Below are 25,572 nucleotides of genomic sequence, written 5' to 3'. Positions count from 1 at the left end.
CAATTATATATCAAATCTATGAAAAACCTATATGCTTTTCTCTTTTTACTTTTCTCTTTCTTTTCTTTCAGCCAAATTCAACATTGCGGCTACGATTTTACTTCTTATGTAGTGGTTAATGCACATGAGAATGGAAAGTCTGAAAATCTGAAAAATTTAAAAATAACAGTAGTCAATCCAAATGAAACTGTTGTTATCAATATAAATAACATGTATAGTTGGAGTAATAGTAATCAACCACTTGTATTTCAACAAAACTATTTAATTAATAAAGAAGGAGAAAAAGAACGTTATTTCTTTCCCTACGCAAAAGATAATTATTTTATATCAGTAGCAAACACTTTTCCTGCTGAAAATTTCAGTATAAAAATTGAAGATCCATCTGGTGTTTTTAAACCACAAGTCATACCATTGCAAAGCTTCAATCTATACGTACTTTGCTCAAGTGAAAACGAAAAACAATCTAGACAATTCGGACCAAGAACAAATCGACCAATTGATGTTGTTTTGGAACGTAAATAATGTTATAATTTCTATTCTGTTTCTTTAAAAAAATATTATGCTCTTAAGATTGATTTATTCTCTTTTTTATTTTAAGCTTCCTGAAAGTTGGATTTTTTCTTTTATAAAAAAGAGAAAGTAATAATTTTGAGATCTATTCTCAAAAAAGGACATTACAAAAACAGAATGCAAATTGCTGAAAATTTGATGTTGCTAAGTGATGATTGTCAAAAAGAATTGATTGAAATACTCATTGATGAACCAATTGAGATTATTTTCAATAAAGCACTATTAACTATTGACGATTTGAATATTGCTGAAAGCTTGCAAACAAGAATACAAATAAGAAAGCAATATTGGTTTGCGCGCAAGATTGCAGAAAATAATCAAAGAAAAGTAACACAAGAGAATCTTAAAGGGGCTTAAAATTTTAAAAGAAAATTCGGTAACGGAGAGTCATTAAATGCGGTAAAAGAAATGCTTAAAAAGCCGATGAATAGTGGGAAATGGTTTTGATCTAACACTTTGCTTTTGTTGTAATTAAAGTTTTAATTATTTTTTATTGCAGTTCATTTTCAATTGTTTTGTAATAGTTTGATAATTCTTTTTTTATTCTCTGTACATTAGTTTTTGAGTTTTTAAAAGTTATAAATAAATAAAAATAACTAATTAATACAATTAATAGTATAGGCAGAAATGCTAATTCAAATAAAAGTAAAATACAAAGTAATGATAAAACAGATAAAATTAATGCGCTTAAAATAAACCTAAAGTATGAAATTCCTTGAATACTTGTTTTAATAAAGAGTATTTCGTTTTGAGAATTTAAATTTAATTTTATAATGCTTTCTGCTTTATATCGTTTGAACGGGAATGTCCTTTCTCTAAGTTCTATAAAACTTCTTGAAAAATTACCAACATATTTAATTTTTTCGGGTAAAAAATTATCTGCAATTAATGAAAATTTTGTTTTGAAACTTATGTCAGATATCTCTTTCATTTTTTCAATGAATTTTTCTCTTTCTATTTTGAGTTCTGTATTAAAAACCTCTTTTAGTTCGTGTTTCTTTAAAAAATCATCTAGAATCATAAAATAACTATCTATTTACTGAATACTATAACACTACTTCCACTTGATTCCACAACCAATACTCGGTTTTTGTACTTCATTCAAATGACGATTATAAATGACACTATCAATAGCATTTCTTAAATCGCTTCCGCTAACAGGAATACCATTCGAAGGACGAGAATCATCTAATTGTCCACGGTATATTAATTTATTCTGATTGTCAAATAAATAAAAATCGGGTGTACAAGCTGCGCTATAACTTTTTGCTGTGTTTTGAGTTTCATCAAATAGGTACGGAAAATCCATTTTGTTTTCTAATGCAAAATCAGCCATTTTTTCTGGATTATCTTGAGGGTATTTCACTATATCGTTACTAGAAATGGCAACAATTCCTAATCCTTGCACGCGATAATCATTTGCAATCATAACTATTTCGTCAATAACATGAATTACAAACGGACAATGGTTACAAATGAATATTACTAATGTGCCTTTGCTGCCTTTGCATTCTTCAAAATTAAATGTAGTATTGAAATTTGTAGCAGGTAATAAAAAATCAGGAGCTTTTGTTCCTAACGCTAACATGTTTGAAGCTGTTTGTGCCATAGTGAGTATGAAATTTAGAAAGGAAAGAAAAGACTTACCTCTAATTATTATACGTTGAAACTTGCTAATTTGTTACAAAATGTTTAGATTTAAATTGAAAATTGTAATAATATAAGATTCTTAGATGAAAACACTAAGAGAATGGTTTGAAGAGTATAGCGTAAGTCATCAAAATATGACAAATAAGAAGATACACTATGTTTGTGTTCCTTTAATTTTTTTCTCTGTTGTTGGAATGATTATGAGTATTCCAAGTAAGTTGCTTATTCCATTAGATAAAATTCATCCAATATTAGGGAATTGGGGATTTATAGCTATGATTTTGGTGTCATTGTTTTATTTTAAACTCTCTTTTTCAATGGGAATCAAAATGTTTATGTTTACTTTTATTTGTCTTGTTGTTAATTATTGGCTATCTTTATTATTGGCTGTTTTTTGGTTTTCGTTATCAGTATTTGTAATTGGATGGATTGGACAATTTTATGGACATAAGATAGAAGGTAAAAAGCCTTCATTTTTAAAAGATTTACAATTTTTATTAATTGGCCCAGCTTGGGTTATACATTCAGTTTTTAATGGGAAATAATACAATAACTTGGAATGATTTTGAAAAAGTAGACATTCGAGTAGGTACAATTTTAGAAGTAAATGATTTCCCTGAAGCTAGAAAGCCAGCGTTTCAATTGCAAATTGATTTTGGAGAAGAGATTGGAATTCGAAAATCATCAGCTCAAATTACAACGCATTATACTAAAGAGGAACTAAAAGGAAAGCAAATCATGGCTGTTGTTAATTTTCCTAGAAAACAAATTGGAAAATTTATGAGTGAATGTCTTGTCTTAGGTTTAGACGGACATGAAGGTGGAGTAGTATTGTTGTCTCCAGATATTCAGGTGAAAAACGGAATGAAAATGACATAAAAAAAACCTAGAATTGATTCTAGGTTTAATTTAATATTTTTTAACTTTCGATTAAATATCTTCAAAACTTACATTTGTAAAGCTTTCTGTTGAAGGAGTTGAATCATCAGAGTCAGTATAAGTTTCTTTTTTGAAATCTTTTTGATGTCTTTCAGATATCACTTCTTCACCTTTTTGAGATACTACAAAATCAGTCATTTCATCTAAAATTTCTTTAAAAGCTACAAAATCTTCTTTGTATAAGTAAATTTTATGCTTTTTAAAATGGTATGAACCATCTTCTTCTGTAAATTTTTTACTTTCAGTAATGGTTATGTAGTAATCATCAGCTTTTGTTGCTCTCACATCGAAGAAATATGTTCTTCTTCCAGCTCTTAATACTTTAGAAAAGATATCTTCTTTTTCTAACATTTCATTTTCTCTCATAATCCAACGGTCGATTTATTGTTTTATAGTTTCCCAAAAGTCTAAAAAAAAATCGTATAAAGCAATAGTTTATACGATTTCTTTTTCCGATAGCTGTTTAAAATAAAGGTCTTTGTAGTAACCATCTTCAACTACTAATTGATTATGAGTACCTTTTTGTATTATTTTACCGTCTTCTAGTATGATTATTTTATCTGCATTTTTAGCAGATGATATCCTATGACTCACAATAACAGTGGTTTTATTATCACAAAACGCCATTAAATTGTTAAGAATTTGTTCTTCGGTCTCAGTATCAACTGCACTCAAGCAGTCGTCTAGTAATAAAATAGGTGCATTCTTTATTAAAGCTCTTGCAATTGAAACACGTTGCTTTTGTCCACCAGATAAAGTAATTCCTCTTTCTCCAAGAATTGTTTCATATTGGTTCGTAAAATCAACAATATTGTGGTGAACAACTGCTTTTTTAGCGACTTCAATTACTTCTTCATCAGTTGCGTTTTCATTTCCAAACTTAATGTTGTTTTTAATAGTGTCAGAAAATAGAAATGCATCTTGCGGAACAACACCTACATTGTTTCTTAAATCATCTAAGTGTACTTTTTGAATTGGATTTTCATCGATTTTAATAACTCCAGAAGAAACATCATACAGTCTACTAATTAAAGAAAGTATTGTCGATTTTCCAGAGCCTGTTTTTCCAAGTATGGCAAGTGTTTCTCCAGGATTAACGGTGAAATTGATGTGCTTTAAAGCCTCAATATTCGTGTCTTCATAAGTGAAAGAAACATCTTTAAACTCAATTCTTCCAACAATTTCAGTATGCTCTTCTACCTGATTTGTTATTTCTGGTTGAATTAATAAAAATTCATTGATTCTTTTTTGTGAGGCTTCTGCTTCTTGAACAAGTGATGAAACCCAACCAAGTGATGCTACAGGCCAAGTTAGCATGTTAATGTAGAGGATAAATTGCGCAATAATACCAATATCAGGAATATCACCTTTGATATACATCATTCCCCCAACATAAATAACAACTAAATTACTTAAGCCTATTAAAAGAATCATTAAAGGCCCAAATAAAGAATGTGTTTTTGCTAAACTCATTGCTTTCTCATTACTGTCTTTAGTTAACTTTGAAAACTCTTCTGTTTTGTAATTTTCTATTGCGTAGGCTTTAATTACTCTAATTCCTGAGAACATTTCCTGAGTAAAAGAGGATAAAGTAGATAAATTTTGTTGAAAAAGACCACTTTTTTTATTAATTACAGTACTAATTTTGAAGATACCATACGATAATAAAGGTAAAGGAAGTAATGTGTATAATGTCAGTTTGGGTGAAATGTTATACATATAAATAATAACAACAGTGAAACGTATTATTGTGTTTAAGGAATACATAACTGCTGGACCAACATACATACGTACTTTTCCAACATCTTCACTAATACGACTCATTAAATCTCCAGTTCTGTTTTTCTTGTAGAAACTTTGAGTAAGTCTTTGATAGTGATTGAAAACTTCATTTTTTAAGTCGAATTCTACATATCGGGACATTACGATAATAGATTGACGCATTAAGAAGGTAAAAAAACCAGCTATAATTGTGGTTCCAATTATTAGAAGAATATTCTTATAAAGTGCTGAGGTTATGAGTTCAATGGTTAGATTCTTGTTTTGAGTAAGTTCTTTTATCGCACTTATTGAGTTCCCAATTAGTTCAGGAGTGAATAATGAGAAAATTTGTGCTGCAATAGTAAAAATAATTCCGAAAAAAAAACGGTATTTATATTTTGCAAAATATTTGTTTAAGTATTGTAATTCTTTCATTTAAAAATTCAAAGTTGTATTTTTTTTTATTAAAAAAGCAAAATTTTATGATTTTTTCAGAAATCTGTAATTGTTTTAAATGTAATAATTAATTATGAAATCTGTAAAAAAAAGATAAATTTTTCAATTATTTTATTTTTATTCGTAATATTGTGACTAATTATTGAATAATTTTCAACACAAAGTTATATGTCAACAGAACTATTACTAGCAAAAGAGCTACATAAAGTTGATCCCGTTTTTGGTCAAATCTCATTTGACGGACATGAGCAAGTTGTATTTTGCCATGACAAAGATACAGGATTAAAAGCAATTATTGGAATTCATAACACAGTTTTAGGGCCAGCTTTAGGTGGAACAAGAATGTGGAATTATTCTAACGAATGGGAAGCATTGAATGATGTTTTACGTTTGTCTAGAGGAATGTCTTTTAAATCTTCAATTTCTGGTTTAAACCTTGGAGGAGGTAAAGCTGTTATTATTGGGGATGCAAAAACGCAAAAAACTCCAGAATTAATGAGAAGATTTGGAGAGTTTGTAGATTCTTTATCAGGAAAATATATTACAGCAGAGGATGTTGGAATGGAAACGAAAGATATGGATACGGTTCGTGAAGTAACTAAATATGTAACTGGTATCTCTAAAGAAAAAGGAGGTTCAGGGAATCCTTCACCTATAACAGCTTATGGTGTTTATATGGGGCTAAAAGCTGCAGCTAAATACAAATTTGGTTCAGATAATTTAGATGGTAAAAAGGTTTTAGTACAAGGAATTGGTCATGTTGGTGAAGTTTTAGTACAACATTTAACAGAAAATGGAGCAATTGTTTCAATTTCTGATATTAACGAACAACGTCTTCATGATGTTGGTGCTAAATATGGAGCAAAAATTTATACAGGAGACGATTTGTATAGTGCAGACGTTGATATTTATGCTCCTTGTGCATTAGGTGCAACTATTAACGACAAAACTATTGGGCAAATTAAAGCAAAAATTATTGCTGGTGCAGCTAATAATCAATTAGCTAATGAAGTAGTTCATGGAAATATCTTAAAGGATAAAGGTATTTTATATGCTCCAGATTTCCTTATTAATGCAGGTGGTGTAATTAATGTCTATTCGGAATTAGCTAATTTGACAAAAGAACAAGTGATGGAGAAGACCGAAAATATTTATAATACATCTCTTGAGATTTTCGATTTTGCTAGTAAAAACAATATTACAACACATCAAGCGGCTATGTCTATTGCACAAAAGCGTATTGATGATAAAAAGAATGAGAATTCATAATAAAATTTTTATTTAGACTTTAAATTGTAAACAGTTATTATCTAAAATAAAAAAAAAATGTATTTTTGCAAAGCGAAAGATTTTCTTTCGCTTTCTTAATTTTTAAAAGTTCTTAAATTAGTATGTTAAATAGAAGACATATACGAGTGAAGGTGATGCAAGGTATCTATGCGATGCACCAACATCAAGGAGAAAATCTTGATAAAGAGGAAAAATTCTTGTTTCAAAGTATTGATAATATGCACGATTTGTATCTTTTGATATTGTCTGCATTGATAGAAATTCGTGAAAAAGAAGAAGAGTATTTAGAGTTAGCATCTAAAAAGCATTTAGCAACTAAAGAAGAACGAAATCCAAGCAAAAGATTTGTTGAAAACAAAGTATTGAATCTATTATTGCGTAGTGATTCATTAACTGAAGCAATAGACAAAAGATCTATAACGAATTGGAAACATAATGATGATATCATTTTATTTCTTTTAGAAGTTATTAAGGAAAGCGAACTATATAAAGAATATATGGATTTGCCTAAAGTAACTTTTAAAGATGATAAGAACTTTATTTCCGATTTATTTACAGAAGTGATTGCGCCAAATGAAAGACTGTATGACTATTTGGAAGAACATAAGTTAACTTGGTTAGACGATTTACCATCTGTAAACACATTAATCTTAAAACAATTAAAGCAATGTAATGAAAACGATGAAAGTTTTTTAATTACAAGATTGTATAAAGATCTGGATGATAAAGATTATGTGAAAAGTTTATTTAGAAAGACAATTCTAAACGAAACAGAACTTTCTAAAGAATATATTGATAAAACTCCAAATTGGGACACCGATAGAATTGCAGAAATAGATACAATTATCTTGAAAATGGCAATTTGTGAGTTGTTAAAATTTCCTTCAATTCCAACAAAAGTTACAATTAACGAATATTTAGAAATTGCAAAAGAATATTCTACCCCAAAAAGTAGTATTTTTATCAATGGAATTTTGGATAATTTAGTTAAAGAATTTGAAAAAGAAAACCGTTTGAATAAAGCGGGAAGAGGATTATTATAAACCCATTAATTATTTATAGTTATGTTAAAAAAAACGTTAACCCTAGTAACCTTGTCATTTTTATTTTCTGTTACATCTTGTAAAGATAATGCAACAATGAAAATTACTGATGCAGATATGGAAGCAGTTGAAGTTGCTACTAAAATAGCAGAAGAAAAAGCTGGTAAAATGCCAGTTGTAGAATTTGATAAAATAGATCACGATTTTGGAACAATAAACGCAGGTGATAAAGTTACGACCGAGTTTATAGTGAAAAACATTGGTGAAGGAGATTTAATAATCTCAGATGCAAAGGCAACTTGTGGTTGTACAGTGCCAGAATATCCAAAGCACCCTTTAAAATCTGGAGAATCTGCACCAATCAAGGTAACTTTTGACTCTACTGGAAAATCTGGAAATCAAAGTAAAACAGTTACGTTAACTACGAATACAGAAAAAGCAAGTGAAACATTTAATATTAGAGCAAATGTTTTAACAAAAGAAGGAATTCCTCCTTTCAAAAAATAAATAATAAAATTAAATTAGAAGAACATGACTTATCAGTTAGCCATACAAATATTGTTGATGATTGCAATATTTTATTTTTTAATGATTAGACCAAATCAACAAAGAGCAAAAAAAGAAAAAGAGTTTGAAGCAGGTTTAAAAGTAGGCGATAAAGTAATCACGAAATCTGGAATTCATGGTAAAATAGCAGAGCAATCTGATGCTACTGTGGTTGTTGAAACAATGGCAGGAAAAATTAAAATGGAAAAATCGGCTATTTCTTTAGAAATGAGTGCAAAACTTGTTGAGAAAGAGAAGAAGTAATTTTTTTAAATGTTTAAAAAATAGAATCCCCAACTTTCAAATTAATGTTAGTTGGGGATTTTTATAAAAATCAACCAAAATGTACGCTAATTAACGGTAAAACTTCTCACAGGAGTATATTTTGAGGTTCCTGTTGAAGCGCTCCATAAGCGTACTGTCCAATAATAAGTGTTTCCAGCAGTAGGTAAGTCTTGGGCTTGTGTATATTGATTAGGCCATGTATAATTTAATAAATTGGCTGTGTTATAATTAACGGGCACTATTGAAGTAGATCCAGATGCTGTTGTAAAACCATTATCTTCAGTCCAAGCAGAATTTACTTTAGATATTTGTAATCTACAAGAAGCACCACTTACTGAACTTGCCCAAGATAAATTCACAGGACTATTTACATTTGTAGCATTTGTTGGAGCAATAGGTTGCACTCCAAATTCTGTTGATACAGTTCTTACAGCCGAATATTTTGAAGTTCCTGTAGCCGCATCCCAACTTCTAATAGTATAATAATAAGTTTTTCCAGCTTTAGGACCTTCATAACTTCCTAATGCAGTTTCATTCCAATAATAATTATTAGTAGTAATACTCGCATTTACTATTACTGTTGCATTTGGGCTACTATTTGTAGTGAACCCATCAGTTTCATTCCAATCAGAATTAGATGTTGAAATTTGAATTCTAAAAGCTCCAGCGTTAACAGGAGAAGTATACGTAAAATTTATTGGTAAAGATAAATTTGTGGCTCCATTTGCAGGAGAAACCGGTATAGGAGTGTTAGCGGTTGCTGAAACACAATCTATAGGCCCAATAGGTGTAGATTGATTTGTTAAATATGAAACTGTTATTTGAGAACTATTATTTGTTCCTAGCCAAGCATGAGTTTCTGGAGTTAATCCACCTATAAAAGATTGCGATCTTGGTCCAGTTTCATAGCCTGCAACAACTACAACTTTTTTTCCATTAGCACTTAATAAAAATTTGGTATCTATTGCAGGTCTAGTTCCTGGTGACCACATCATTGTCATGAACCACATTTCTTTTTCAGGAGTTAAATATTGTGTTTGAATATTTCCTATCGATCCTTGTCCAATTGCTCCGGCTTCTGCAGGAGTCCATTCTCTTTGAAAACTCGAAGCGTATAACTGCGAATAGGTTTTGTTAGGGTCATAAGCCTTATATGAATTAAAAGATCTTTGTAAATGAGAATTTATATTTTCAGTTACTGTATTTGCAAATAATCTACTTCCAGGAAAGTTATCTTCTGTTGTTACATAATGACTTTCTTGTACGAATTTTCCAGTAGCTGGTAATTGAAGTGTTCTACTCCATGTGTTGCCAAACGAATGATTAACAGTGTAAGGAGAAGTATCACAAGAAGCTGAAGTTGGAGAACGATTGCTAGTATTGGTGTCTTTCTTGCTCACGTCAATAACCTTTTCATCATCATTTTGAGAACAAGATATTATAGAAAGCATTGCTAAGTATAAAAAAAAGTTTTTCATTATGTCTAAGTTTTTTATTGTTTTATTAATTTTTTAACCACACTATTCTTCTCATCAATGATCTTAATAAAATAGAAACCAGAAATTAAATTACTTGTGTTTATAGTCTCAATGATAGTAGGATTATTCTTGGTAGAGTGCGTGTTTAGTACTTCTTCTCCATTTATATTGAATATAGCAATTCTAATTTCGCCATTAAAAGCTTCATTTAGTTCAATATTTAAGTTCTCTTTGAACGGATTTGGACTAATTGTAACTACAGGTTGAACGAAGTTCTTTAATTGATTATTAATTACTAGCGATGTAACGTTACCTCTTGCTAGTTGTCTACTGTAATTGGTTACTGTAATTTGTTTTGTAGAAGTGCTATTCCATTGTATAGTAACGTTATTTGAATAAGGTGATTGATTAATGATTGAACCACCTATAACTTCCCAATCGTAATAAAACGAATTATTAGGAACAGAATACGTTTCGATACAATTAGAACAACCTAAATTGTTTCCTGAAATAGTAACGTTGTTTGGTTTTAAAAAATTATCATAAAAGTATTGGCTACCTTTTGGAGTTATATCTGGGTAAATAGAATTGCCATCCAAATGAACTGCATGTCCTCTATTAGAGTATGTGTATAAAGCATTAGTTAGGTTTACATTAGATGAACGTATGCTTAATGGTTTACTTCCATAAAGTGTTGGTAAATTAAAACCAGGTATCCAATTAAAATTTTTAAAAGGTTCTCCTGAATCATAAAGAATTATGTTGTCATCCGTACTATGGAAGTAAATAGCTTTAACATCGTTTGCATTTTCAATGTAATCAATTTCTCCAAGTGCTCCAGCAAAAGCCATAACTCCGTTTGCTTTTCCGTTTACAACGCTTCCGTTATTATAGGTTTTATTATCTCCAATGCTTTCTATACCTCCTAAATCAGGTCTTCCAAAATAATCTCTTGTAGATGCTGGTCTGTCTGACTCTTTGTCTAAATACACACTATGAAGCGAAAGTATAGCGCCCGAGCTCTGACCAGATATGTAAACCTGATCTGGGTCTATTCCATAAGTAGCTGCATTTTTTCTAAAAAAGCGTACTGCAGAACGACCATCCTGAAGTGCTCTGTAAACAGCTCTTCTTGATAATTCTTGGTCGGTTATATTCATTCCTAACCTGTATTCTATTGAAGCGGTTACAAAACCTCTTCTCGCAAATTCTTCACAAAGTTTAACCATTCCTTTATTAGATTTCTTACCATTTATAAATGCACCACCAAACGCAAAAATGATTACTGGTCTTTTTGTTAATGTGTCACCAGAAGGTCTGTAGATGTCCATTTTTAGTGTTACCTTTTTTTTTCCAAAGCTGTCTTCATTTGCAATATGGTTGCCAAAAAGATTTGTGGTTCTCACAGTTGGTATGTTAGTGCTGAAAATTATATTTTTAGTGATTTGTACATTTTGAGTAATGTTTTCAATATATCTGTTAGGGAGTTGTTGTGAATATGTGCTAATTGAGAGTGTTATTAGTAAACACTTTAGTAGGTGTTTTTTTATTTTTAATATTTTCATGTTTTATATTCTTACATTAATTTGTACTCATTTGGTTAATGACAGTTTTTTGAAAATCTTTATTGTTATTAAATAATTTTTTCATTTCATAGAACTTTATAGAATCCAAATTTATACTCTTTAAATAATTTTCAAATGACGTATCGTATTCTTTTTTGTCTAATTCCATTAGTTCTTTTAGAGTGTTCATTTCAGAAGTTTCACTATTTGTAAGCTCTAATTCTATTCCGTTTACTTGAGATTGTAAAATTTCGGATAAACGCTCTTCGGATATTTTAATTTTAAGCGCATTTTTTTTCATAGATGATACAAGATCAAATGGAGAATCTAGGCTTTGTTTGTAGGCTTTTAAGAATTGTCCTATTTCTGATTTAGAATATTCTTCATTGTTTTGAGCATGCATGTGAATGATAAAAAATAGGGATAGTATAAAAAAAGTTTTTTTCATTTTTTAATGTTATTAAATAATAACACCTGTAAGACATTTTTTCATTTATGTCTTACAGGTGTAGAAAATTATTTGTTACTTATTGATAGGTTCTGATTTAATATTTTTTCTCCATCATTTAATAAAAGAAAATAGTTCCCGTCTTTTAATTTAGAAATGTCTTCGTTGATGGTTGTGCTTCCTTTTTCTGTTTTGTATTTTTTAGTGAATACAGTGTTTCCAGAAATATCATAAATATTTACTTCTGCTTCTTCTGTGTTTGATTCAAACGAAATATTTAAAGTACCAGTACTAGGATTTGGGTACAAAAGGATGTCTGAAGTATTGAAAGTCATTTTAGAAGTAGTTCCATTAATAGTAAAACTTCTCACAGGAGTATATTTAGAGCTTCCAGTTGAAGGACTCCATAAACGTACTGTCCAATAATAAGTGTTTCCAGATGTAGGTAAATCTTGAGATTCAGTATATTGATTAGGCCAAGTATAGTTTAATAAATTAGCTGTGCTATAATTAACAGGGACAGATGTAGTGGGAGATGAGTCTGTTGTAAAACCATTATCTGCAGTCCAACCAGAATTTACTCTAGAAATTTGTAATCTACAAGAAGCGCCACTTACAGAACTTGCCCAAGAAATATTAGCAGGACTATTTACATTAGCAGCATTAGTAGGAGCAATAGGTTGTACACCAAATTCAGTTGAAACTGTTCTCACAGCCGAATATTTTGAAGTTCCTGTAGTTGCATCCCAACTTCTAATAGTATAATAATAAGTTTTTCCAGCTTTAGGGCCTTCATAACCACCTAGAGCAGTTTCATTCCAATAATAATTATTTGTAGTAATACTCGCATTTACTACTACTGTTGCATTAGGGCTACTATTTGTTGTAAAACCATTGGTTTCACTCCAACCAGAATTAGAAGTTGAGACTTGAATTCTAAAAGCTCCAGCATTTACAGGAGAAGTATATGTAAAGTTTATTGGTAAAGATAAATTTGTTGCTCCATTAGCAGGAGAAACGGGTACTGGTGTATTACTAGTTGGAGGTGGAGGAGTATTGTTATTCAACATATTCATCCATGTTGTCCAAGGAATAGTAAAAGGACAATCTGTACTAGTTCCTGGCATTTCTTTATGACCTCTTATTCCCGGTAAAGAACGAGTTTTTGGAATAGCATATTTATTACAATAATAACGTGCTAAATCTGTAGACGCTTCAAGCATAGTTGTATTGTTCCAATTTGATGGAGTTGAGACTGTAACATCATGTTCAGTACCTATAGAACGTTCGTTATTAGGTTTTCCAGTTGCTCCTGAATGCCAAGCTTTACTTGCTACTTTAACAGATTGATAAACTGTTCCGTCAACAGCAATAATAAAATGTGCACTTGCACCTGCATTACAATTTCTAAAATGAGATATTGCACCTGCAACTGTTCCAACTGCTATATAATGGTTTACCCATGTATCAATATCTCTTCCGCCTCTACTAGAAAAATTACAATTTGTGAATGCACCCACTGCAGAAGGATAATCAACTGTTCCCGTTGTAGCTCCTTTATTAGTAGTTTGTTTTAGTCTAGAATTATAATCTTTAATTAATCTATTGATATTATTGTCATTAAGTGGAGAAATTTCTGCAGTTTCTTTCCATAAAGTAATTGTGTTACGACCATTGTTCATTACTTTATAGTAGTCTATGGCTTGCATTTCTTTTGTAAATTCATCACTTAGACCAGTAACTTCTTTTACCGCTTCAAACCAAGAAATTAGATTTTTAGGGTCTTTGATGTCTTTTCCATATTCAGCTAATATTGCTGCTGTAGCCCTAATGTTTTGACGTGAATTTGTTTTTACGTCTTCAATATCAATTTTGATTAAACTTGCTGCTTTCGATAAAAGTTGATTAGATTCATTTTCAACTAGTCCCATTACTCCGTAAGCTCCATATTCAGACGGACCGTACATACAATAATTATTATATGTTTTAGCAATCGCTTCTAAAATAGGTAAAGGAACATTAAATTCATTTGCTGCTTCTTTTAATTGATTTTTAATTGTACCAACACTTGGATGTGGTGCATTTAAGAAATCTAGCATTTCAATAGTTTCCTCCTGGAGTGCTTTTTTGTTAGTTTGTCCTGTTAATACTTCTGTAAAATCTGCTTTCAAATAGATATCACCATTCTTGCTGGCTACTTTTTTGACAGGTAATTTCATGAGTCTTTCATAACTCTTGTTGTCTTGAGCGTTAATGCTCATTTGAAAGACTAGTGCGAATAAAATAATTAAGTGTTTTTTCATTTGTTTATTATTGTTTATTATTTATTGATAGGTTTTGATTTAATATTTTTTCTCCATCATTTAATAAAAGAAAATAGTTCCCGTCTTTTAATTTAGAAATGTCTTCGTTGATGGTTGTGCTTCCTTTTTCTGTTTTGTATTTTTTAGTGAATACAGTGTTTCCAGAAATATCATAAATATTTACTTCTGCTTCTTCTGTGTTTGATTCAAACGAAATATTTAAAGTACCAGTACTAGGATTTGGGTACAAAAGGATGTCTGAAGTATTGAAAGTCATTTTAGAAGTAGTTCCATTAATAGTAAAACTTCTCACAGGAGTATATTTAGAGCTTCCAGTTGAAGGACTCCATAAACGTACTGTCCAATAATAAGTGTTTCCAGATGTAGGTAAATCTTGAGATTCAGTATATTGATTAGGCCAAGTATAGTTTAATAAATTAGCTGTGCTATAATTAACAGGGACAGATGTAGTGGGAGATGAGTCTGTTGTAAAACCATTATCTGCAGTCCAACCAGAATTTACTCTAGAAATTTGTAATCTACAAGAAGCGCCACTTACAGAACTTGCCCAAGAAATATTAGCAGGACTATTTACATTAGCAGCATTAGTAGGAGCAATAGGTTGTACACCAAATTCAGTTGAAACTGTTCTCACAGCCGAATATTTTGAAGTTCCTGTAGTTGCATCCCAACTTCTAATAGTATAATAATAAGTTTTTCCAGCTTTAGGGCCTTCATAACCACCTAGAGCAGTTTCATTCCAATAATAATTATTTGTAGTAATACTCGCATTTACTACTACTGTTGCATTAGGGCTACTATTTGTTGTAAAACCATTGGTTTCACTCCAACCAGAATTAGAAGTTGAGACTTGAATTCTAAAAGCTCCAGCATTTACAGGAGAAGTATATGTAAAGTTTATTGGTAAAGATAAATTTGTTGCTCCATTTGCAGGAGAAACGGGTACTGGTGTGTTGCTTGGAGTTGGAGTAGACGTACTGTTATTTGATCTATATCTATTATCAACTCTTGGTTGTCCAATATCTTTAAAGCTCCCAATAGTTGATGCATTTCCTCCAGCAGCTCTCCATTCAAAGTGAATATGATCCCCTGTTGAACCTCCTGTTGTTCCTTCTTTTGCAATTATTTGCCCTTGAGAAACATTGTCTCCTTGGCTGACCAAAATAGAGGAGTTGTGTGCATAATAAGTTCTAGTACCATCACTATGTGTTATAATAACAAGTCTACCATAACCAGTAGATAAACTCCCACTAATACCAGCAAATGAGACAGTACCAGCAGCTGCAGCTCTAACATTGTCATTACTGTTTGTAGAAGTCGCAAAGTCAATAGCTGCATAACTATGTTGTCCGCCTGGGCTAAATATATTACAAACACCAACATTGTTGTTCAGTCCAGATGGTGCAGGAGTTCCGTGTCTAGAAACACATAATTCTTTATTGTAGTCCCATGGTAAATAATAATCAATATTTGATGCTTTTGCCTGATTCTGGTTTTTTGTTTTATTGGTTACATCATTTTTCCAACCATTAATAATGAAAGATTCGCCTTTATTCTGATTTACAACTTTGTGCTTTTGTGTTGCAATTTCATATTTGTAAACAATATCAGTGTTTCCATGCAGTATATTAATTTTTTTATCTAATGTTCCTACACAAAAAAGTGTTTCTCTGTCTTTAGAGAATAGTGGAGTTCGCATTAGTTTGAATGGTAGTTTAATCTCGTCTAATTTACCATTTTCAATGTTTAGTTTCCATATCCCTTCATGTTCTTCTGCGCTGTCTAAATAAAGTCCTTCTACATATATTTCATTTGGATTATTAGTCCAAGCTATAGGTTTGTAAACTAGTTGATTTCTGTTTTCATTTTTAATAGAAAATATACGTTCTATTTTTTCGTTAGAAGTGTTAATTTTATTTAGAATGTAGTTTCCTCCTATCTTTTGCCTTTCCATGTAAATCCATATTTTAGAATCGAAAGGACTCTGGATGCCTTGAAAGAAATCATATCCTGCACTTTCTTTAAGATTTGGTGAAATTTGATCTGCATAATAGGCTAATTGATCAATGTAAGTAACCTTTTGTGGGTTGGTTTCTAAGTTGAATTTGTTACTTTCTTCTTTTGTTAGTTTTTCTTCTTTACTGTTGTAATTAAGAAACCCTTGTTGACTGGAAATAACTAATTCTTGACAGTTTGCATTTAAAAATAGAAGGCATGCTCCTATTTTTAACAGTGTTTTTCTTTTTTTCATTTATTTGTTTTGTTTAAAAAATGACACAAAAAATTGAATATTGCTATTCGATATTTTGTGAATTATTAAAGCAAAGTTATTTAGTAATCAGTTGTTTATAAATGGGAAGGAGGAATAATTTATAAATTCTAATAGAATAATTTATAAATTATTCCTCCTTTATTTTTAAGCATAAAGTCAAGGAATGTTATTGATTTTAGGAGAGTTACATTACAAATTTAGGGAATGAATAAGAATTTTTTTTTAGTGTTATTTAGAGGAGTTTTCCTCTATGTTTTTTAGAAATTGAGTTGGAGAAACCCCAGTCTTTTTGTTAAAGGACTTTCTAAATGAAATTGCACTCTTAAAGCCAACACTTTCTGCAATAGCTTGGGTATTGTATTTTCGATAGGTTGGGTTTGTTATCATTTGATTTATAGAATAATTTATTTTTAAATCATTTGCATATTCACTAAATGTTTTTCCAAATCTTTTATTTACAACATAAGAAAGATAAGTTGTGTTGGTCTTTATCTTTTTTGCAACATATTGTTGTGTGAAATCTTGATTAAGAAATGTTTCTTTTGTTTCTAAAGAAAGTAACATTTCTACAATTTCATTTTCTTTTTCAATATCTAAATTTATGGAAGCATTAGATCTTTTTTCTTCCTTGCTATTTTGTATTTCGTCTAGTAATTGTTGGTTTTTTTGTTTTGTAGCATCAATTTCTAAAAGATATTTTTTAGCTCTATTTTTTACCTTTTCAATTTTTAATTTGTTTTTTCTTCTGAAAAATAAAATTATTGATATAATAAAAATTAAACCGCTAATGTAAATAATAACGGTTGCTATTTTTTCTTTTTTATACTCTTCATTTAAATCAAGCATTTCTTTTTGCAGTACTTGATTATTAAGTGTGTTGTTAACTTCTAATGTTTCTTTCATTTCTTTAGAAACCATTATCTCATAGTTATCCAAATACTTTTTAGAGAACTTTGTGGCTTGTTCTTTTTTTCCTAAGAAACTATAAATTTTTGCGAGATAATAATTAGAGAGAATATACTCTTCGGTTAGGTTTTCTTTACCAAGTTGATAGAGTGAATCTACTTTTGTAAAATAGATAAGAGCTTCTTTGTTTTTTTTGTAATAATAATTTAAATGACCAAGGTTACAAAGTAAAGTGTTGTAATCTGCAAGCATATTTAGCTCCAAAGAAATGGTTAATGCACTTTGATATGCATTTTTGGAATTTTTATAATCGTCTTTAATAAAGTAGATGTTACCAAGACTTGTTAGTGAGCGTAGTTTTAAAAGACTGTTATCTCTAGAGTAATGTAGTGCTTTTTGAGTATGATAAATTGCAGAATCTATTTTTTTTAGATCAGTCTTTTCTTGGAATTTATTTTCATAGCAATTACTTATGCTTAAATGAATGTTGCTAATGATTGAGTTTAACTCTTCTTTTGGGCAAACATTTAAGTTTTTGTTAATTAGGACTAAACTGTTTTGAAAAGTTGAAATAGCAACATCATAGTTTTTTATCTCTTTATTTATTAACCCAATATTTGCATTAAATTTCACTACCTGAATTATGTCTTCAACACTTTCAGACAGCATTTTACCTTCTTGGTACTTTTTTAAGGCAAGGTTTAAATTGTGTTTTCTCCATTCAATTAAACCGTCATAGTTTAGTAAATAAGCATTTAAGAATTTTTTTTCTTTTGAATTAGGGGTTTTTTCAAGGAAGGAATAAGCTTTTTTTAAAAACGTTCTAGCATTTAAAGAGTCGTTTTTTAATTGAAAAATATAAGCTTTTAATCCATTTGAAAAAGATTTATGAATAGTATTAGAAGATTTTTCTATTTTATTGGCATAATATAATGAACTGTCAATATCAATATATAAGCAGCTGCGAGCTTTATCTTGAAGTTTTAAATATTCGTTATTATTTAAGGTTATTGTTTGGGCGTAGGTTAATAGGTTGAAATAAAGTAAAATTAATAATGTTACTATCCTCATACACATGTTTTTGTAAGCGGCTAAATTAATGATTTAATATTAAATTATTTTTTAAAGTTTACTTATATTTATCATTTAATCCTATATTTTTCATAATCATGGGTTTGATTTTTTCTAACCGAGAAAGTTTTGTTTTTTCTTGTTTCGCGGTTTCAATATACTCAATAAGTTCTCTTTTTTTGTGTGGTGTGAATAAATGAAAGGCATTCTTTAGTGCTGTTTTTTTTAAAATTCCTCATCAAGTAATAAAGAATTAATAACTTTTTTTGTGAAGCAATAACAAGGATTTTTTTCATTTTTGAAAATTTATCAATTTCATTTTAAATAGTTACTCTAGTTATCTTTCTTCTTTACAATTTAATAGATATATAAAATCATTTTATTTGTGTACGTGCTTTTTTTTACTACCTTATCATCGAAATAAAATAATTTAAATTAGGTATGAAGATAGCCATTTTATCGAGAAACGGTAACTTGTATTCAACAAAAAGATTGGTAGAAGCAGGAACAAAATTAGGGCATGAGATGCATGTAATTGATCACTTGAAATGTGATTTAGTTATTGAGAAAAAACAACCTTCAATTGTTTATAAAAATAATAGATTAGAAGGTTTTGATGCTATTATTCCTCGAATTGGTGCTTCAGTAACATTTTATGGAACGGCTGTTGTTCGTCAGTTTGAAATGATGAAATTATTTACCGCTGTAGAATCTCAGGCTTTAGTTCGCTCAAGAGATAAACTAAGAAGTTTACAAATTTTATCTCGTGCAGGCTTAGGTTTGCCTAAAACAGTTTTTACAAACGATACTAAGAATGTTGAAGCTGTTATTAGTGAAGTGGGTGGTGCTCCATTAATAATTAAATTATTAGAAGGCACTCAAGGTTTGGGTGTTGTTCTAGCAGAAAATGATAAAGCTGCAGAATCTGTATTAGAAGCTTTTCATGGTTTGCAAGCAAGAGTAATTGTTCAAGAATTTATTAAGGAAGCAAAAGGTGCAGATATTAGAGCATTTATTGTAGATGGTCAAGTTGTTGGAGCAATGAAACGCCAAGCAAAAGAAGGAGAATTTCGTTCCAATTTGCATAGAGGTGGAACTGCTGAACTAATTGAGTTAACAGATGAAGAAGAAATTGCTGCTTTAAAAGCGGCAAAAGCAATGGGGCTTGGTGTAGCTGGTGTAGATATGCTTCAGTCTGCAAGAGGACCTCTTATTCTTGAAGTGAATTCTTCTCCTGGTTTGGAAGGGATTGAAAGAGCAACGGGTAGAGATATTGCAAGAGACATCATAAAATATATTGCAAGAAATGTATAAAGAGATTAAAATTTTAGGTAAAGAGATTTTACCTGGTGATTCTTTAACTCTTAAAATGGATATTGCTCGATTGTATACACAATCAAAACTAGAAGTGCCAATAATTATAAATAGAGCAAAGGAAGATGGTACTTGTTTATTGATGTTGGCAGGAATACACGGTGATGAGGTGAATGGTGTCGAAATTGTACGTCAAATTGTTTCTAAAGGATATCATATACCTAAAAAAGGAACAATTATATGTGTACCTGTTTTGAATGTTTTCGGTTTTATTAATAAAACAAGAGAATTTCCAGACGGAAGAGATTTAAATAGAATGTTTCCAGGTTCAAAAACGGGTGCCTTAGCAAGTAGGTTCGCAAATGACTTCATGAATCAAGTAGCTTTTAATGCTGATTATTGTTTGGATTTTCATACAGGAGGAAATATGAGATTTAATTATGCACATGTACGTTTGCAAAACTCTGATGATGAGTTAACAGAATTGGCAAAAGTGTTTGGTACTAAATTTATGATGTATGCAAAGCAAAGAGAAAGTTCTTTTAGACATGCTATGTCTAAATTGAATAAAAAAGTTATTCTTTTTGAAGGAGGAAAGTCATTAAGTTTAGATCGAAATGTTACTCGATATGGTATTGATGGAGCACTGAGAGTAATGAAATATTTAGGGCTAAACGATTTTACTGAAAACTTAGTGGATAAAAATCCAGATACTATTGTGATTAAAGATTCTAAATGGATTCGTGCAGATCAATCTGGAATGTATCGTTCTTTTATAAAAGTAGGAGAGCGAGTAGAGATTGGAGATGTGCTAGGAAGTGTTTCAGATCCATTCGGGTTTTCTGAAAAGAAAATTAAAAGTAAATATTCAGGTTACATTATAAATAATAACCATTTGCCTATGGTAAATCAAGGTGATGCTTTGATTAATATAGGATTATGTAAATGAAAAAAAAGGGATTCATTCGAATCCCTTTTTTTATGTTTTATTGTTTAGCGGTTAACTCTGCAATCTTCACAATTACTTCTGTAGCTTTTACCATGCTTTCTACAGGAACGTATTCATACTTTCCGTGAAAATTATGTCCACCTGCAAAAATATTTGGACAAGGAAGTCCTTTGTAAGACAATTGAGAACCATCTGTTCCACCACGAATTGGTTTAATTAATGGAGTAATTCCTAATTCAATCATTGCTTTTTCAGCTATTTCAACAATATGATACAAAGGTTCAACTTTCTCACGCATATTGTAATATTGATCTTTTACTTCAGCAATACAAATGTCTTCGCCAAATTGTTTTGCATATTGTGTGTTTATTTGATTTGCAATAATTTGAATTAATTCTTTTCTCGCTTCAAAAATTTCTTTATCATGATCACGAATTATTAATTCTAAAACGGTTTCTTCAATAGTACCGTTTATATGATGTACGTGGAAAAAGCCTTCATAATCAGTTGTTTTTTCTGGAACTTCATTTGCAGGAAGTGCAGCAATGAATTGGTTGGCTAAAAGCATAGAGTTGATCATTTTTCCTTTAGCATATCCAGGATGTACACTTTTACCTTTAAAAGTTATTTTAGCACCCGCAGCATTAAAATTTTCATATTCTAATTCTCCAATTTGACTTCCGTCCATGGTATAAGCCCATTCGCAACCAAATTTTTCAACATCAAATTTGTGTGCTCCACGACCAATTTCCTCATCAGGTGTAAAACCAACTTTAATTTCTCCATGTTTAATTTCTGGATGCTGAATTAAATATTCCATTGCGCTAACAATTTCAGTAATACCAGCTTTATCATCTGCTCCTAATAGTGTTGTTCCATCTGTTGTAATAAGTGTTTGACCTTTATACAGCAATAAATCTTCAAAATAATTAGGTGATAAAATGATGTTTTGTTCCGCGTTTAAAACGATATCTTTTCCATCGTAACTTTTAACGATTTGAGGCTTTATATTTGCTCCTGTAAAATCGGGAGTCGTATCAAAGTGAGAAACGAAACCAATTGTTGGTACTTCATGGTCAACATTACTAGGTAAAGTAGCCATAATATATGCATTTTCATCAATGGTAACGTTTTGCATTCCAATGGCTTTCAATTCGTCTACCAACTTGTTTGCCAAATCCCATTGTTTAGCTGTACTTGGTGTTGTGTCAGAATTAGGATCTGATTCTGTATCTATAATTACATAGCTTATAAAGCGATCTATGATATTTTGCATTTTGTTCTGTATTTAGTTTGCAAATATACTATTTATTTGAATTTTATATTTGCGATTATTTATTTAATCGATTAGGCCAGCACGTTTTAATAATGCTTCTGGTTTTGGTTCTTGACCTCTGAATTTTTTATATAATGTCATTGGATGTTCTGTTCCTCCTTTAGATAAAACATTTTCTTTGAATTTAGTAGCAACCTCTTTGTTGAAGATTCCTTTTTCTTGGAAATAGGCAAAGGCATCTGCATCTAAAACTTCCGCCCATTTGTAACTATAATATCCCGAAGAGTAGCCACCTTGAAAAATATGAGAAAAAGAAGTACTCATGCAATTTTCAGCTATATCTGGATATAGTTTTGTGTTGTTAAAAGCAGCTTCTTCAAAAGCTTTTACATCTTCAATTGTTTGTGTTTTTCCATGATACGCCATATCTAATAAACCAAAACTCAATTGACGCATCGTTGCAATACCTTCTAGGAAACTAGCGCTTTCTTTTATTTTTTCTACATATTCTTGAGGAATAATTTCTCCAGTTTCATAATGTTTGGCAAACAAAGCTAATGCTTCGGGTTCATAGCACCAGTTTTCCATTACCTGACTTGGAAGCTCTACAAAATCCCAATATACAGATGTTCCAGATAAACTTGAATAAGTAGTGTTTGCTAAAATTCCGTGAAGGCCATGTCCAAATTCATGAAATAGCGTTGTTACTTCGTTGAAAGTAAGTAATGAGGGTTTTGTAGAAGTAGGAGGTGTGAAATTGCACACATTCGAGATATGTGGTCTTTCATTTATTCCATCTTTAATATATTGTGATTTATAGGAAGTCATCCAAGCACCATTTCGTTTTCCTTTTCTAGGAAAAAAATCAGCATAGAAAAGAGCTACAAAATTATCTTCAGAATCTACTACTTCAAAAGTTTGAACATCTTCGTGATATTTATCAATATCAAAAACTTCCTTAAATCTAAGTCCGAATAATTTTTCAGCAATTGTAAAAGCTCCATTTAGAACATTTTCAAGCTTGAAATAAGGTTTTAGTTTTTCGTCATCAAGACTAAATAATTTTTGCTTTAATTTTTCAGAATAATAAGAACCGTCCCATTTTTCTAATTGATCAATACCATCTATTTCTTTAGCAAAATCTGTTAATTGTTTGAATTCCTTTTCTGCTGCCGGTTTTGCTTTAGAAAGTAAGTCATTTAAAAATGAAATAACTTTTTCAGGATTTTGAGCCATTCTTTCTTCTAAAACAAAATGTGCATGAGAATCATAGCCTAATAAGTTAGCTCTCTCATGACGATATTTTACAATGTTTTTGATGTTTTCTTGATTATCAAACTCATTGTTCTGAAAAGCTTTCTTTCCAGCTGCGATGCTTAATTCTTTTCTTAATTCTCTATCGTCAAGATAGGTTACAAAAGGAATATAGCTAGGATAGTCAAGTGTAAAAATCCAACCGTCTAATTCTTTTGATTTTGCTAAACCAGCAGCAGCTTCTTTTGCACCTTCTGGTAAGCCTTTAAGTTTAGATTCGTCTGTAATATGTAGTTGATAATTATTAGTTTCTGCTAATACGTTTTCCCCAAAAGTTAGCTTTAATTTCGCTAATTTAGTGTCAATATCTCTAAGTTTTGTTTTTTGTTTATCGTTTAACAAAGCCCCGTTTCGGACAAAGCCTTTGTATTTCTTGTCTAAAAGCGTATCTTGTTCTGTACTTAACTCTAGCTCTTCTTTATTGTCATAAATCGCTTTTATTCTTTTAAAAAGGTCTTCGTTCAATGTAATATCATTACTGAACTCTGTTAATAGTGGAGAAACTTCTTGTGCAATTTTTTGTAATTCATCAGAAGTTTCAGCTGAATTTAAATTAAAAAAAATACTAGAAACACGATCCAATTGATTACCAGCAAAATCTAAGGCTTCAATGGTGTTTTTGAATGTTGGTGTTTCTTTATTCTCTATAATTTGATTTATTTCGCTTTTTGCTTCTTTAATGAGTTGAAGAAAAGCTTCTTTATAATCCTTGTTTTCTATTTTAGAGAAAGGTGCTGTGTTATATTTTGTATTGAATTTTCTAGTTAAAACTGACATTTTTATTTTTTTTTATTTTTTTTACTAAAATAGTGCGCTTTGGAAACCCTTGATTTTACTGGGCTCATTCATTTTTTTTGAAAAAATGTTATTTTTTACCGATAAAGTGCTTGTTTTGTTCGGTAAAAAGCATATATTTGTATCAGATTAGATGTCGAAAAATAGACGCCTTTTTGTCCCAAATCAGAATTTTTTTATAGTTGTCACTTAAATGTGAATAGATTTTTATCCCGATGTGCTAGCATCGGGATTTTTATTGTAAATTCTCTGATGCTTTTAAAACGGCTTGTTTTAAACTCTCTTTATACGCTATAATTCGATCTAAAACAACTTTGTCGCTGCTACCAATAATTTGTGCAGCTAAAATACCTGCATTTTTTGCTCCATTTAATGCTACAGTAGCCACAGGAACACCACCAGGCATTTGAAGAATAGATAAAACAGAGTCCCAACCATCTATTGAATTACTTGATTTTACAGGAACACCAATTATAGGGAGTGGAGACATGGATGCGACCATTCCTGGTAAATGAGCTGCTCCACCAGCACCAGCAATTATTACAGCAATTCCTCGTTTATGCGCGTTTTGGCTAAAATCGAATAATTTTTCGGGAGTTCTATGCGCGGATACGATATCTACTTCGGTTTCTATATTGAATTCTTTTAATATGTTAATGGCTTCTTGCATTACTGGCATGTCAGAAATACTTCCCATTATAATAGCTACTTTACTCATTTGTATTGGTTTTGTGTTGTTGTTATTGAATTTCAGGAATCATTTCCCAAATAGGAATTTTGAATTCTTCTTGAATGGCTCTTAGGTATTTTATTGACTCTATTTCTTTACTAACTTTTTCTTCAAAATAAGTTTTGGAATCCATGTTTTTTTCGTTGATTCTATCTTTTCTTCTCTCAATGAATTTTTTTCTATTTTTCACAAAAATTTCATCGTTCAAATTTAATAAATCTATTAAATTTTTGGTTTCAATATCTTCTGGTTCGTGTAAAAAGTAACCGTCAGAATAAATTAATCTTTCTTCGAATTTTTCATCTGTAGGATGTAAAATAGGTTCAATCCAATTTGTTCTTTTGAGGTTGTTGGGTTTGTGTTTTACCATAAACCAATTTTGATAGGAATCTTCTACTTTGTATTTTAGATTAGGATTGAAATGTTCAATGTCAACAGCATCATTATTACCTATATATTCTTCGGTATAAGCACAAAAGTTTTTTTGTTCTTGTAAAAGAATTGAAGCTAACTTTTTGTTGTTACCTTTTTTATAAATAATTTTATCTTCTATTATTTTAGAATTAGGATTTTTAATTATTCTCTTCATG

The 25,572-nt window shown here is 30.5% G+C and carries 25 protein-coding genes; 10 read left to right on the top strand and 15 right to left on the bottom strand.

Features of this window, described 5'->3' with window-relative positions; genetic code table 11:
- Positions 1 to 18 precede the first annotated feature (18 nt).
- Together L2Z92_RS01595 and L2Z92_RS01590 are read left to right on the top strand one after the other, a co-directional pair.
- Positions 19 to 522: a hypothetical protein gene (locus L2Z92_RS01595; RefSeq protein WP_236457107.1), complete on the top strand. Its 504-nt coding sequence runs from the start codon at positions 19 to 21 to the stop codon at positions 520 to 522.
- Positions 523 to 648: 126 nt separating this feature from the next.
- On the top strand, positions 649 to 927 hold the full coding sequence (locus L2Z92_RS01590; protein ID WP_236457106.1) for a hypothetical protein: 279 nt from the start codon (positions 649 to 651) through the stop codon (positions 925 to 927).
- A gap of 133 nt (positions 928 to 1,060) precedes the next feature.
- Here L2Z92_RS01590 and L2Z92_RS01585 read toward each other — a convergent pair whose 3' ends face one another.
- Both L2Z92_RS01585 and L2Z92_RS01580 read right to left on the bottom strand, forming a co-directional pair.
- Positions 1,061 to 1,591: a hypothetical protein gene (locus tag L2Z92_RS01585; RefSeq protein WP_236457105.1), complete on the bottom strand. Its 531-nt coding sequence runs from the start codon at positions 1,589 to 1,591 to the stop codon at positions 1,061 to 1,063.
- A 33-nt stretch (positions 1,592 to 1,624) separates the two neighbouring features.
- Positions 1,625 to 2,179 (bottom strand): thioredoxin family protein, encoded by a 555-nt coding sequence (locus L2Z92_RS01580; protein WP_236457104.1) that lies wholly within the window; start codon positions 2,177 to 2,179, stop codon positions 1,625 to 1,627.
- 124 nt (positions 2,180 to 2,303) lie between these two features.
- Here L2Z92_RS01580 and L2Z92_RS01575 point away from each other — a divergent pair, with 124 nt between their 5' ends.
- Both L2Z92_RS01575 and L2Z92_RS01570 read left to right on the top strand, forming a co-directional pair.
- Positions 2,304 to 2,765, top strand: a complete 462-nt coding sequence (locus L2Z92_RS01575) for an Mpo1 family 2-hydroxy fatty acid dioxygenase (protein WP_236457103.1) — start codon at positions 2,304 to 2,306, stop codon at positions 2,763 to 2,765.
- Entirely contained in the window at positions 2,755 to 3,099 is a 345-nt protein-coding gene (locus L2Z92_RS01570) for a tRNA-binding protein (protein WP_236457102.1), read from the top strand. Before L2Z92_RS01575 ends, L2Z92_RS01570 begins: the two co-directional genes overlap by 11 nt.
- Positions 3,100 to 3,150: 51 nt before the next feature.
- Here the strand turns inward: L2Z92_RS01570 and L2Z92_RS01565 are convergent, their stop codons facing one another.
- The gene (locus L2Z92_RS01565; protein WP_236457101.1) at positions 3,151 to 3,525 is read right to left on the bottom strand and encodes a PUR family DNA/RNA-binding protein; all 375 of its coding nucleotides are present in this window, start codon (positions 3,523 to 3,525) and stop codon (positions 3,151 to 3,153) included.
- Between the two features lie 69 nt (positions 3,526 to 3,594).
- Complete coding sequence (locus tag L2Z92_RS01560) at positions 3,595 to 5,355, bottom strand: ABC transporter ATP-binding protein (RefSeq protein WP_236457100.1); 1,761 nt, start codon at positions 5,353 to 5,355, stop codon at positions 3,595 to 3,597.
- A 189-nt stretch (positions 5,356 to 5,544) separates the two neighbouring features.
- Here L2Z92_RS01560 and L2Z92_RS01555 point away from each other — a divergent pair, with 189 nt between their 5' ends.
- From L2Z92_RS01555 to yajC, 4 genes are all read left to right on the top strand, one after another.
- Entirely contained in the window at positions 5,545 to 6,645 is a 1,101-nt protein-coding gene (locus tag L2Z92_RS01555; protein WP_236457099.1) for a Glu/Leu/Phe/Val dehydrogenase dimerization domain-containing protein, read from the top strand.
- 122 nt (positions 6,646 to 6,767) lie between these two features.
- The gene (gene nusB, locus L2Z92_RS01550) at positions 6,768 to 7,709 is read left to right on the top strand and encodes a transcription antitermination factor NusB (RefSeq protein WP_236457098.1); all 942 of its coding nucleotides are present in this window, start codon (positions 6,768 to 6,770) and stop codon (positions 7,707 to 7,709) included.
- A gap of 21 nt (positions 7,710 to 7,730) precedes the next feature.
- Complete coding sequence (locus L2Z92_RS01545) at positions 7,731 to 8,216, top strand: DUF1573 domain-containing protein (protein ID WP_236457097.1); 486 nt, start codon at positions 7,731 to 7,733, stop codon at positions 8,214 to 8,216.
- Between the two features lie 24 nt (positions 8,217 to 8,240).
- Positions 8,241 to 8,519 carry a preprotein translocase subunit YajC gene (gene yajC / locus L2Z92_RS01540; RefSeq protein ID WP_236457096.1) on the top strand — a complete coding sequence of 93 codons (279 nt, stop codon included), beginning with the start codon at positions 8,241 to 8,243 and terminating at the stop codon, positions 8,517 to 8,519.
- A gap of 86 nt (positions 8,520 to 8,605) precedes the next feature.
- On the opposite strand, the gene L2Z92_RS01535 is transcribed toward yajC, so the two are convergent.
- The 7 genes from L2Z92_RS01535 to L2Z92_RS01505 form a co-directional block, all read right to left on the bottom strand.
- Positions 8,606 to 10,018 (bottom strand): hypothetical protein, encoded by a 1,413-nt coding sequence (locus L2Z92_RS01535; protein WP_236457095.1) that lies wholly within the window; start codon positions 10,016 to 10,018, stop codon positions 8,606 to 8,608.
- A 14-nt stretch (positions 10,019 to 10,032) separates the two neighbouring features.
- Positions 10,033 to 11,583, bottom strand: coding sequence for a T9SS type A sorting domain-containing protein (locus L2Z92_RS01530; protein ID WP_264554465.1), 1,551 nt, complete (start codon positions 11,581 to 11,583; stop codon positions 10,033 to 10,035).
- A gap of 16 nt (positions 11,584 to 11,599) precedes the next feature.
- Positions 11,600 to 12,031, bottom strand: a complete 432-nt coding sequence (locus tag L2Z92_RS01525; RefSeq protein ID WP_236457093.1) for a hypothetical protein — start codon at positions 12,029 to 12,031, stop codon at positions 11,600 to 11,602.
- A gap of 68 nt (positions 12,032 to 12,099) precedes the next feature.
- Entirely contained in the window at positions 12,100 to 14,334 is a 2,235-nt protein-coding gene (locus tag L2Z92_RS01520; RefSeq protein ID WP_236457092.1) for an N-acetylmuramoyl-L-alanine amidase, read from the bottom strand.
- A gap of 7 nt (positions 14,335 to 14,341) precedes the next feature.
- Entirely contained in the window at positions 14,342 to 16,606 is a 2,265-nt protein-coding gene (locus L2Z92_RS01515) for a peptidoglycan DD-metalloendopeptidase family protein (RefSeq protein WP_236457091.1), read from the bottom strand.
- A gap of 249 nt (positions 16,607 to 16,855) precedes the next feature.
- Positions 16,856 to 18,604 (bottom strand): helix-turn-helix domain-containing protein, encoded by a 1,749-nt coding sequence (locus L2Z92_RS01510; RefSeq protein ID WP_236457090.1) that lies wholly within the window; start codon positions 18,602 to 18,604, stop codon positions 16,856 to 16,858.
- 58 nt (positions 18,605 to 18,662) lie between these two features.
- A complete protein-coding gene (locus L2Z92_RS01505) occupies positions 18,663 to 18,770 on the bottom strand; it encodes a YdeI/OmpD-associated family protein (protein WP_236458895.1) in 108 nt (35 codons plus the stop codon).
- A gap of 275 nt (positions 18,771 to 19,045) precedes the next feature.
- Between L2Z92_RS01505 and rimK the strand changes: the two genes are divergently transcribed.
- Both rimK and L2Z92_RS01495 read left to right on the top strand, forming a co-directional pair.
- A complete protein-coding gene (gene rimK, locus L2Z92_RS01500) occupies positions 19,046 to 19,918 on the top strand; it encodes a 30S ribosomal protein S6--L-glutamate ligase (RefSeq protein WP_236457089.1) in 873 nt (290 codons plus the stop codon).
- The gene (locus tag L2Z92_RS01495) at positions 19,911 to 20,867 is read left to right on the top strand and encodes a succinylglutamate desuccinylase/aspartoacylase family protein (protein ID WP_236457088.1); all 957 of its coding nucleotides are present in this window, start codon (positions 19,911 to 19,913) and stop codon (positions 20,865 to 20,867) included. The genes rimK and L2Z92_RS01495 overlap by 8 nt, the downstream gene beginning before the upstream one ends.
- Before the next feature lie 37 nt (positions 20,868 to 20,904).
- Here L2Z92_RS01495 and pepT read toward each other — a convergent pair whose 3' ends face one another.
- The 4 genes from pepT to L2Z92_RS01475 all read right to left on the bottom strand — a co-directional run bounded on the left by pepT (position 20,905) and on the right by L2Z92_RS01475 (position 25,571).
- Positions 20,905 to 22,143, bottom strand: a complete 1,239-nt coding sequence (pepT, locus tag L2Z92_RS01490; protein ID WP_236457087.1) for a peptidase T — start codon at positions 22,141 to 22,143, stop codon at positions 20,905 to 20,907.
- Positions 22,144 to 22,206: 63 nt separating this feature from the next.
- Positions 22,207 to 24,234: a M3 family metallopeptidase gene (locus L2Z92_RS01485; RefSeq protein ID WP_236457086.1), complete on the bottom strand. Its 2,028-nt coding sequence runs from the start codon at positions 24,232 to 24,234 to the stop codon at positions 22,207 to 22,209.
- Positions 24,235 to 24,487: 253 nt separating this feature from the next.
- Entirely contained in the window at positions 24,488 to 24,970 is a 483-nt protein-coding gene (purE, locus tag L2Z92_RS01480) for a 5-(carboxyamino)imidazole ribonucleotide mutase (protein WP_236457085.1), read from the bottom strand.
- A 22-nt stretch (positions 24,971 to 24,992) separates the two neighbouring features.
- Positions 24,993 to 25,571, bottom strand: coding sequence for a hypothetical protein (locus L2Z92_RS01475; protein ID WP_236457084.1), 579 nt, complete (start codon positions 25,569 to 25,571; stop codon positions 24,993 to 24,995).
- Between the last annotated feature and the right edge of the window lies 1 nt (position 25,572).

Source organism: Flavobacterium jumunjinense, assembly GCF_021650975.2.
Taxonomy (GTDB): Bacteria; Bacteroidota; Bacteroidia; order Flavobacteriales; family Flavobacteriaceae; genus Flavobacterium; species Flavobacterium jumunjinense.
Note: the sequence above shows the minus strand (reverse complement) of the source record. Positions and strands in the feature narration are given on the sequence as shown.

Coding starts and splice junctions, on each gene's coding strand:
- L2Z92_RS01510 (WP_236457090.1), bottom strand. CDS start 18,604: ATGAGGATAGTAACATTATTAATTTTACTTTATTTCAACCTATTAACC.
- L2Z92_RS01555 (WP_236457099.1), top strand. CDS start 5,545: ATGTCAACAGAACTATTACTAGCAAAAGAGCTACATAAAGTTGATCCC.
- L2Z92_RS01495 (WP_236457088.1), top strand. CDS start 19,911: ATGTATAAAGAGATTAAAATTTTAGGTAAAGAGATTTTACCTGGTGAT.
- purE (WP_236457085.1), bottom strand. CDS start 24,970: ATGAGTAAAGTAGCTATTATAATGGGAAGTATTTCTGACATGCCAGTA.
- L2Z92_RS01485 (WP_236457086.1), bottom strand. CDS start 24,234: ATGTCAGTTTTAACTAGAAAATTCAATACAAAATATAACACAGCACCT.
- L2Z92_RS01535 (WP_236457095.1), bottom strand. CDS start 10,018: ATGAAAAACTTTTTTTTATACTTAGCAATGCTTTCTATAATATCTTGT.
- L2Z92_RS01530 (WP_264554465.1), bottom strand. CDS start 11,583: ATGAAAATATTAAAAATAAAAAAACACCTACTAAAGTGTTTACTAATA.
- pepT (WP_236457087.1), bottom strand. CDS start 22,143: ATGCAAAATATCATAGATCGCTTTATAAGCTATGTAATTATAGATACA.
- L2Z92_RS01565 (WP_236457101.1), bottom strand. CDS start 3,525: ATGAGAGAAAATGAAATGTTAGAAAAAGAAGATATCTTTTCTAAAGTA.
- L2Z92_RS01585 (WP_236457105.1), bottom strand. CDS start 1,591: ATGATTCTAGATGATTTTTTAAAGAAACACGAACTAAAAGAGGTTTTT.
- L2Z92_RS01560 (WP_236457100.1), bottom strand. CDS start 5,355: ATGAAAGAATTACAATACTTAAACAAATATTTTGCAAAATATAAATAC.
- nusB (WP_236457098.1), top strand. CDS start 6,768: ATGTTAAATAGAAGACATATACGAGTGAAGGTGATGCAAGGTATCTAT.
- rimK (WP_236457089.1), top strand. CDS start 19,046: ATGAAGATAGCCATTTTATCGAGAAACGGTAACTTGTATTCAACAAAA.
- yajC (WP_236457096.1), top strand. CDS start 8,241: ATGACTTATCAGTTAGCCATACAAATATTGTTGATGATTGCAATATTT.
- L2Z92_RS01515 (WP_236457091.1), bottom strand. CDS start 16,606: ATGAAAAAAAGAAAAACACTGTTAAAAATAGGAGCATGCCTTCTATTT.
- L2Z92_RS01525 (WP_236457093.1), bottom strand. CDS start 12,031: ATGAAAAAAACTTTTTTTATACTATCCCTATTTTTTATCATTCACATG.
- L2Z92_RS01570 (WP_236457102.1), top strand. CDS start 2,755: ATGGGAAATAATACAATAACTTGGAATGATTTTGAAAAAGTAGACATT.
- L2Z92_RS01595 (WP_236457107.1), top strand. CDS start 19: ATGAAAAACCTATATGCTTTTCTCTTTTTACTTTTCTCTTTCTTTTCT.
- L2Z92_RS01475 (WP_236457084.1), bottom strand. CDS start 25,571: ATGAAGAGAATAATTAAAAATCCTAATTCTAAAATAATAGAAGATAAA.
- L2Z92_RS01545 (WP_236457097.1), top strand. CDS start 7,731: ATGTTAAAAAAAACGTTAACCCTAGTAACCTTGTCATTTTTATTTTCT.
- L2Z92_RS01580 (WP_236457104.1), bottom strand. CDS start 2,179: ATGGCACAAACAGCTTCAAACATGTTAGCGTTAGGAACAAAAGCTCCT.
- L2Z92_RS01575 (WP_236457103.1), top strand. CDS start 2,304: ATGAAAACACTAAGAGAATGGTTTGAAGAGTATAGCGTAAGTCATCAA.
- L2Z92_RS01520 (WP_236457092.1), bottom strand. CDS start 14,334: ATGAAAAAACACTTAATTATTTTATTCGCACTAGTCTTTCAAATGAGC.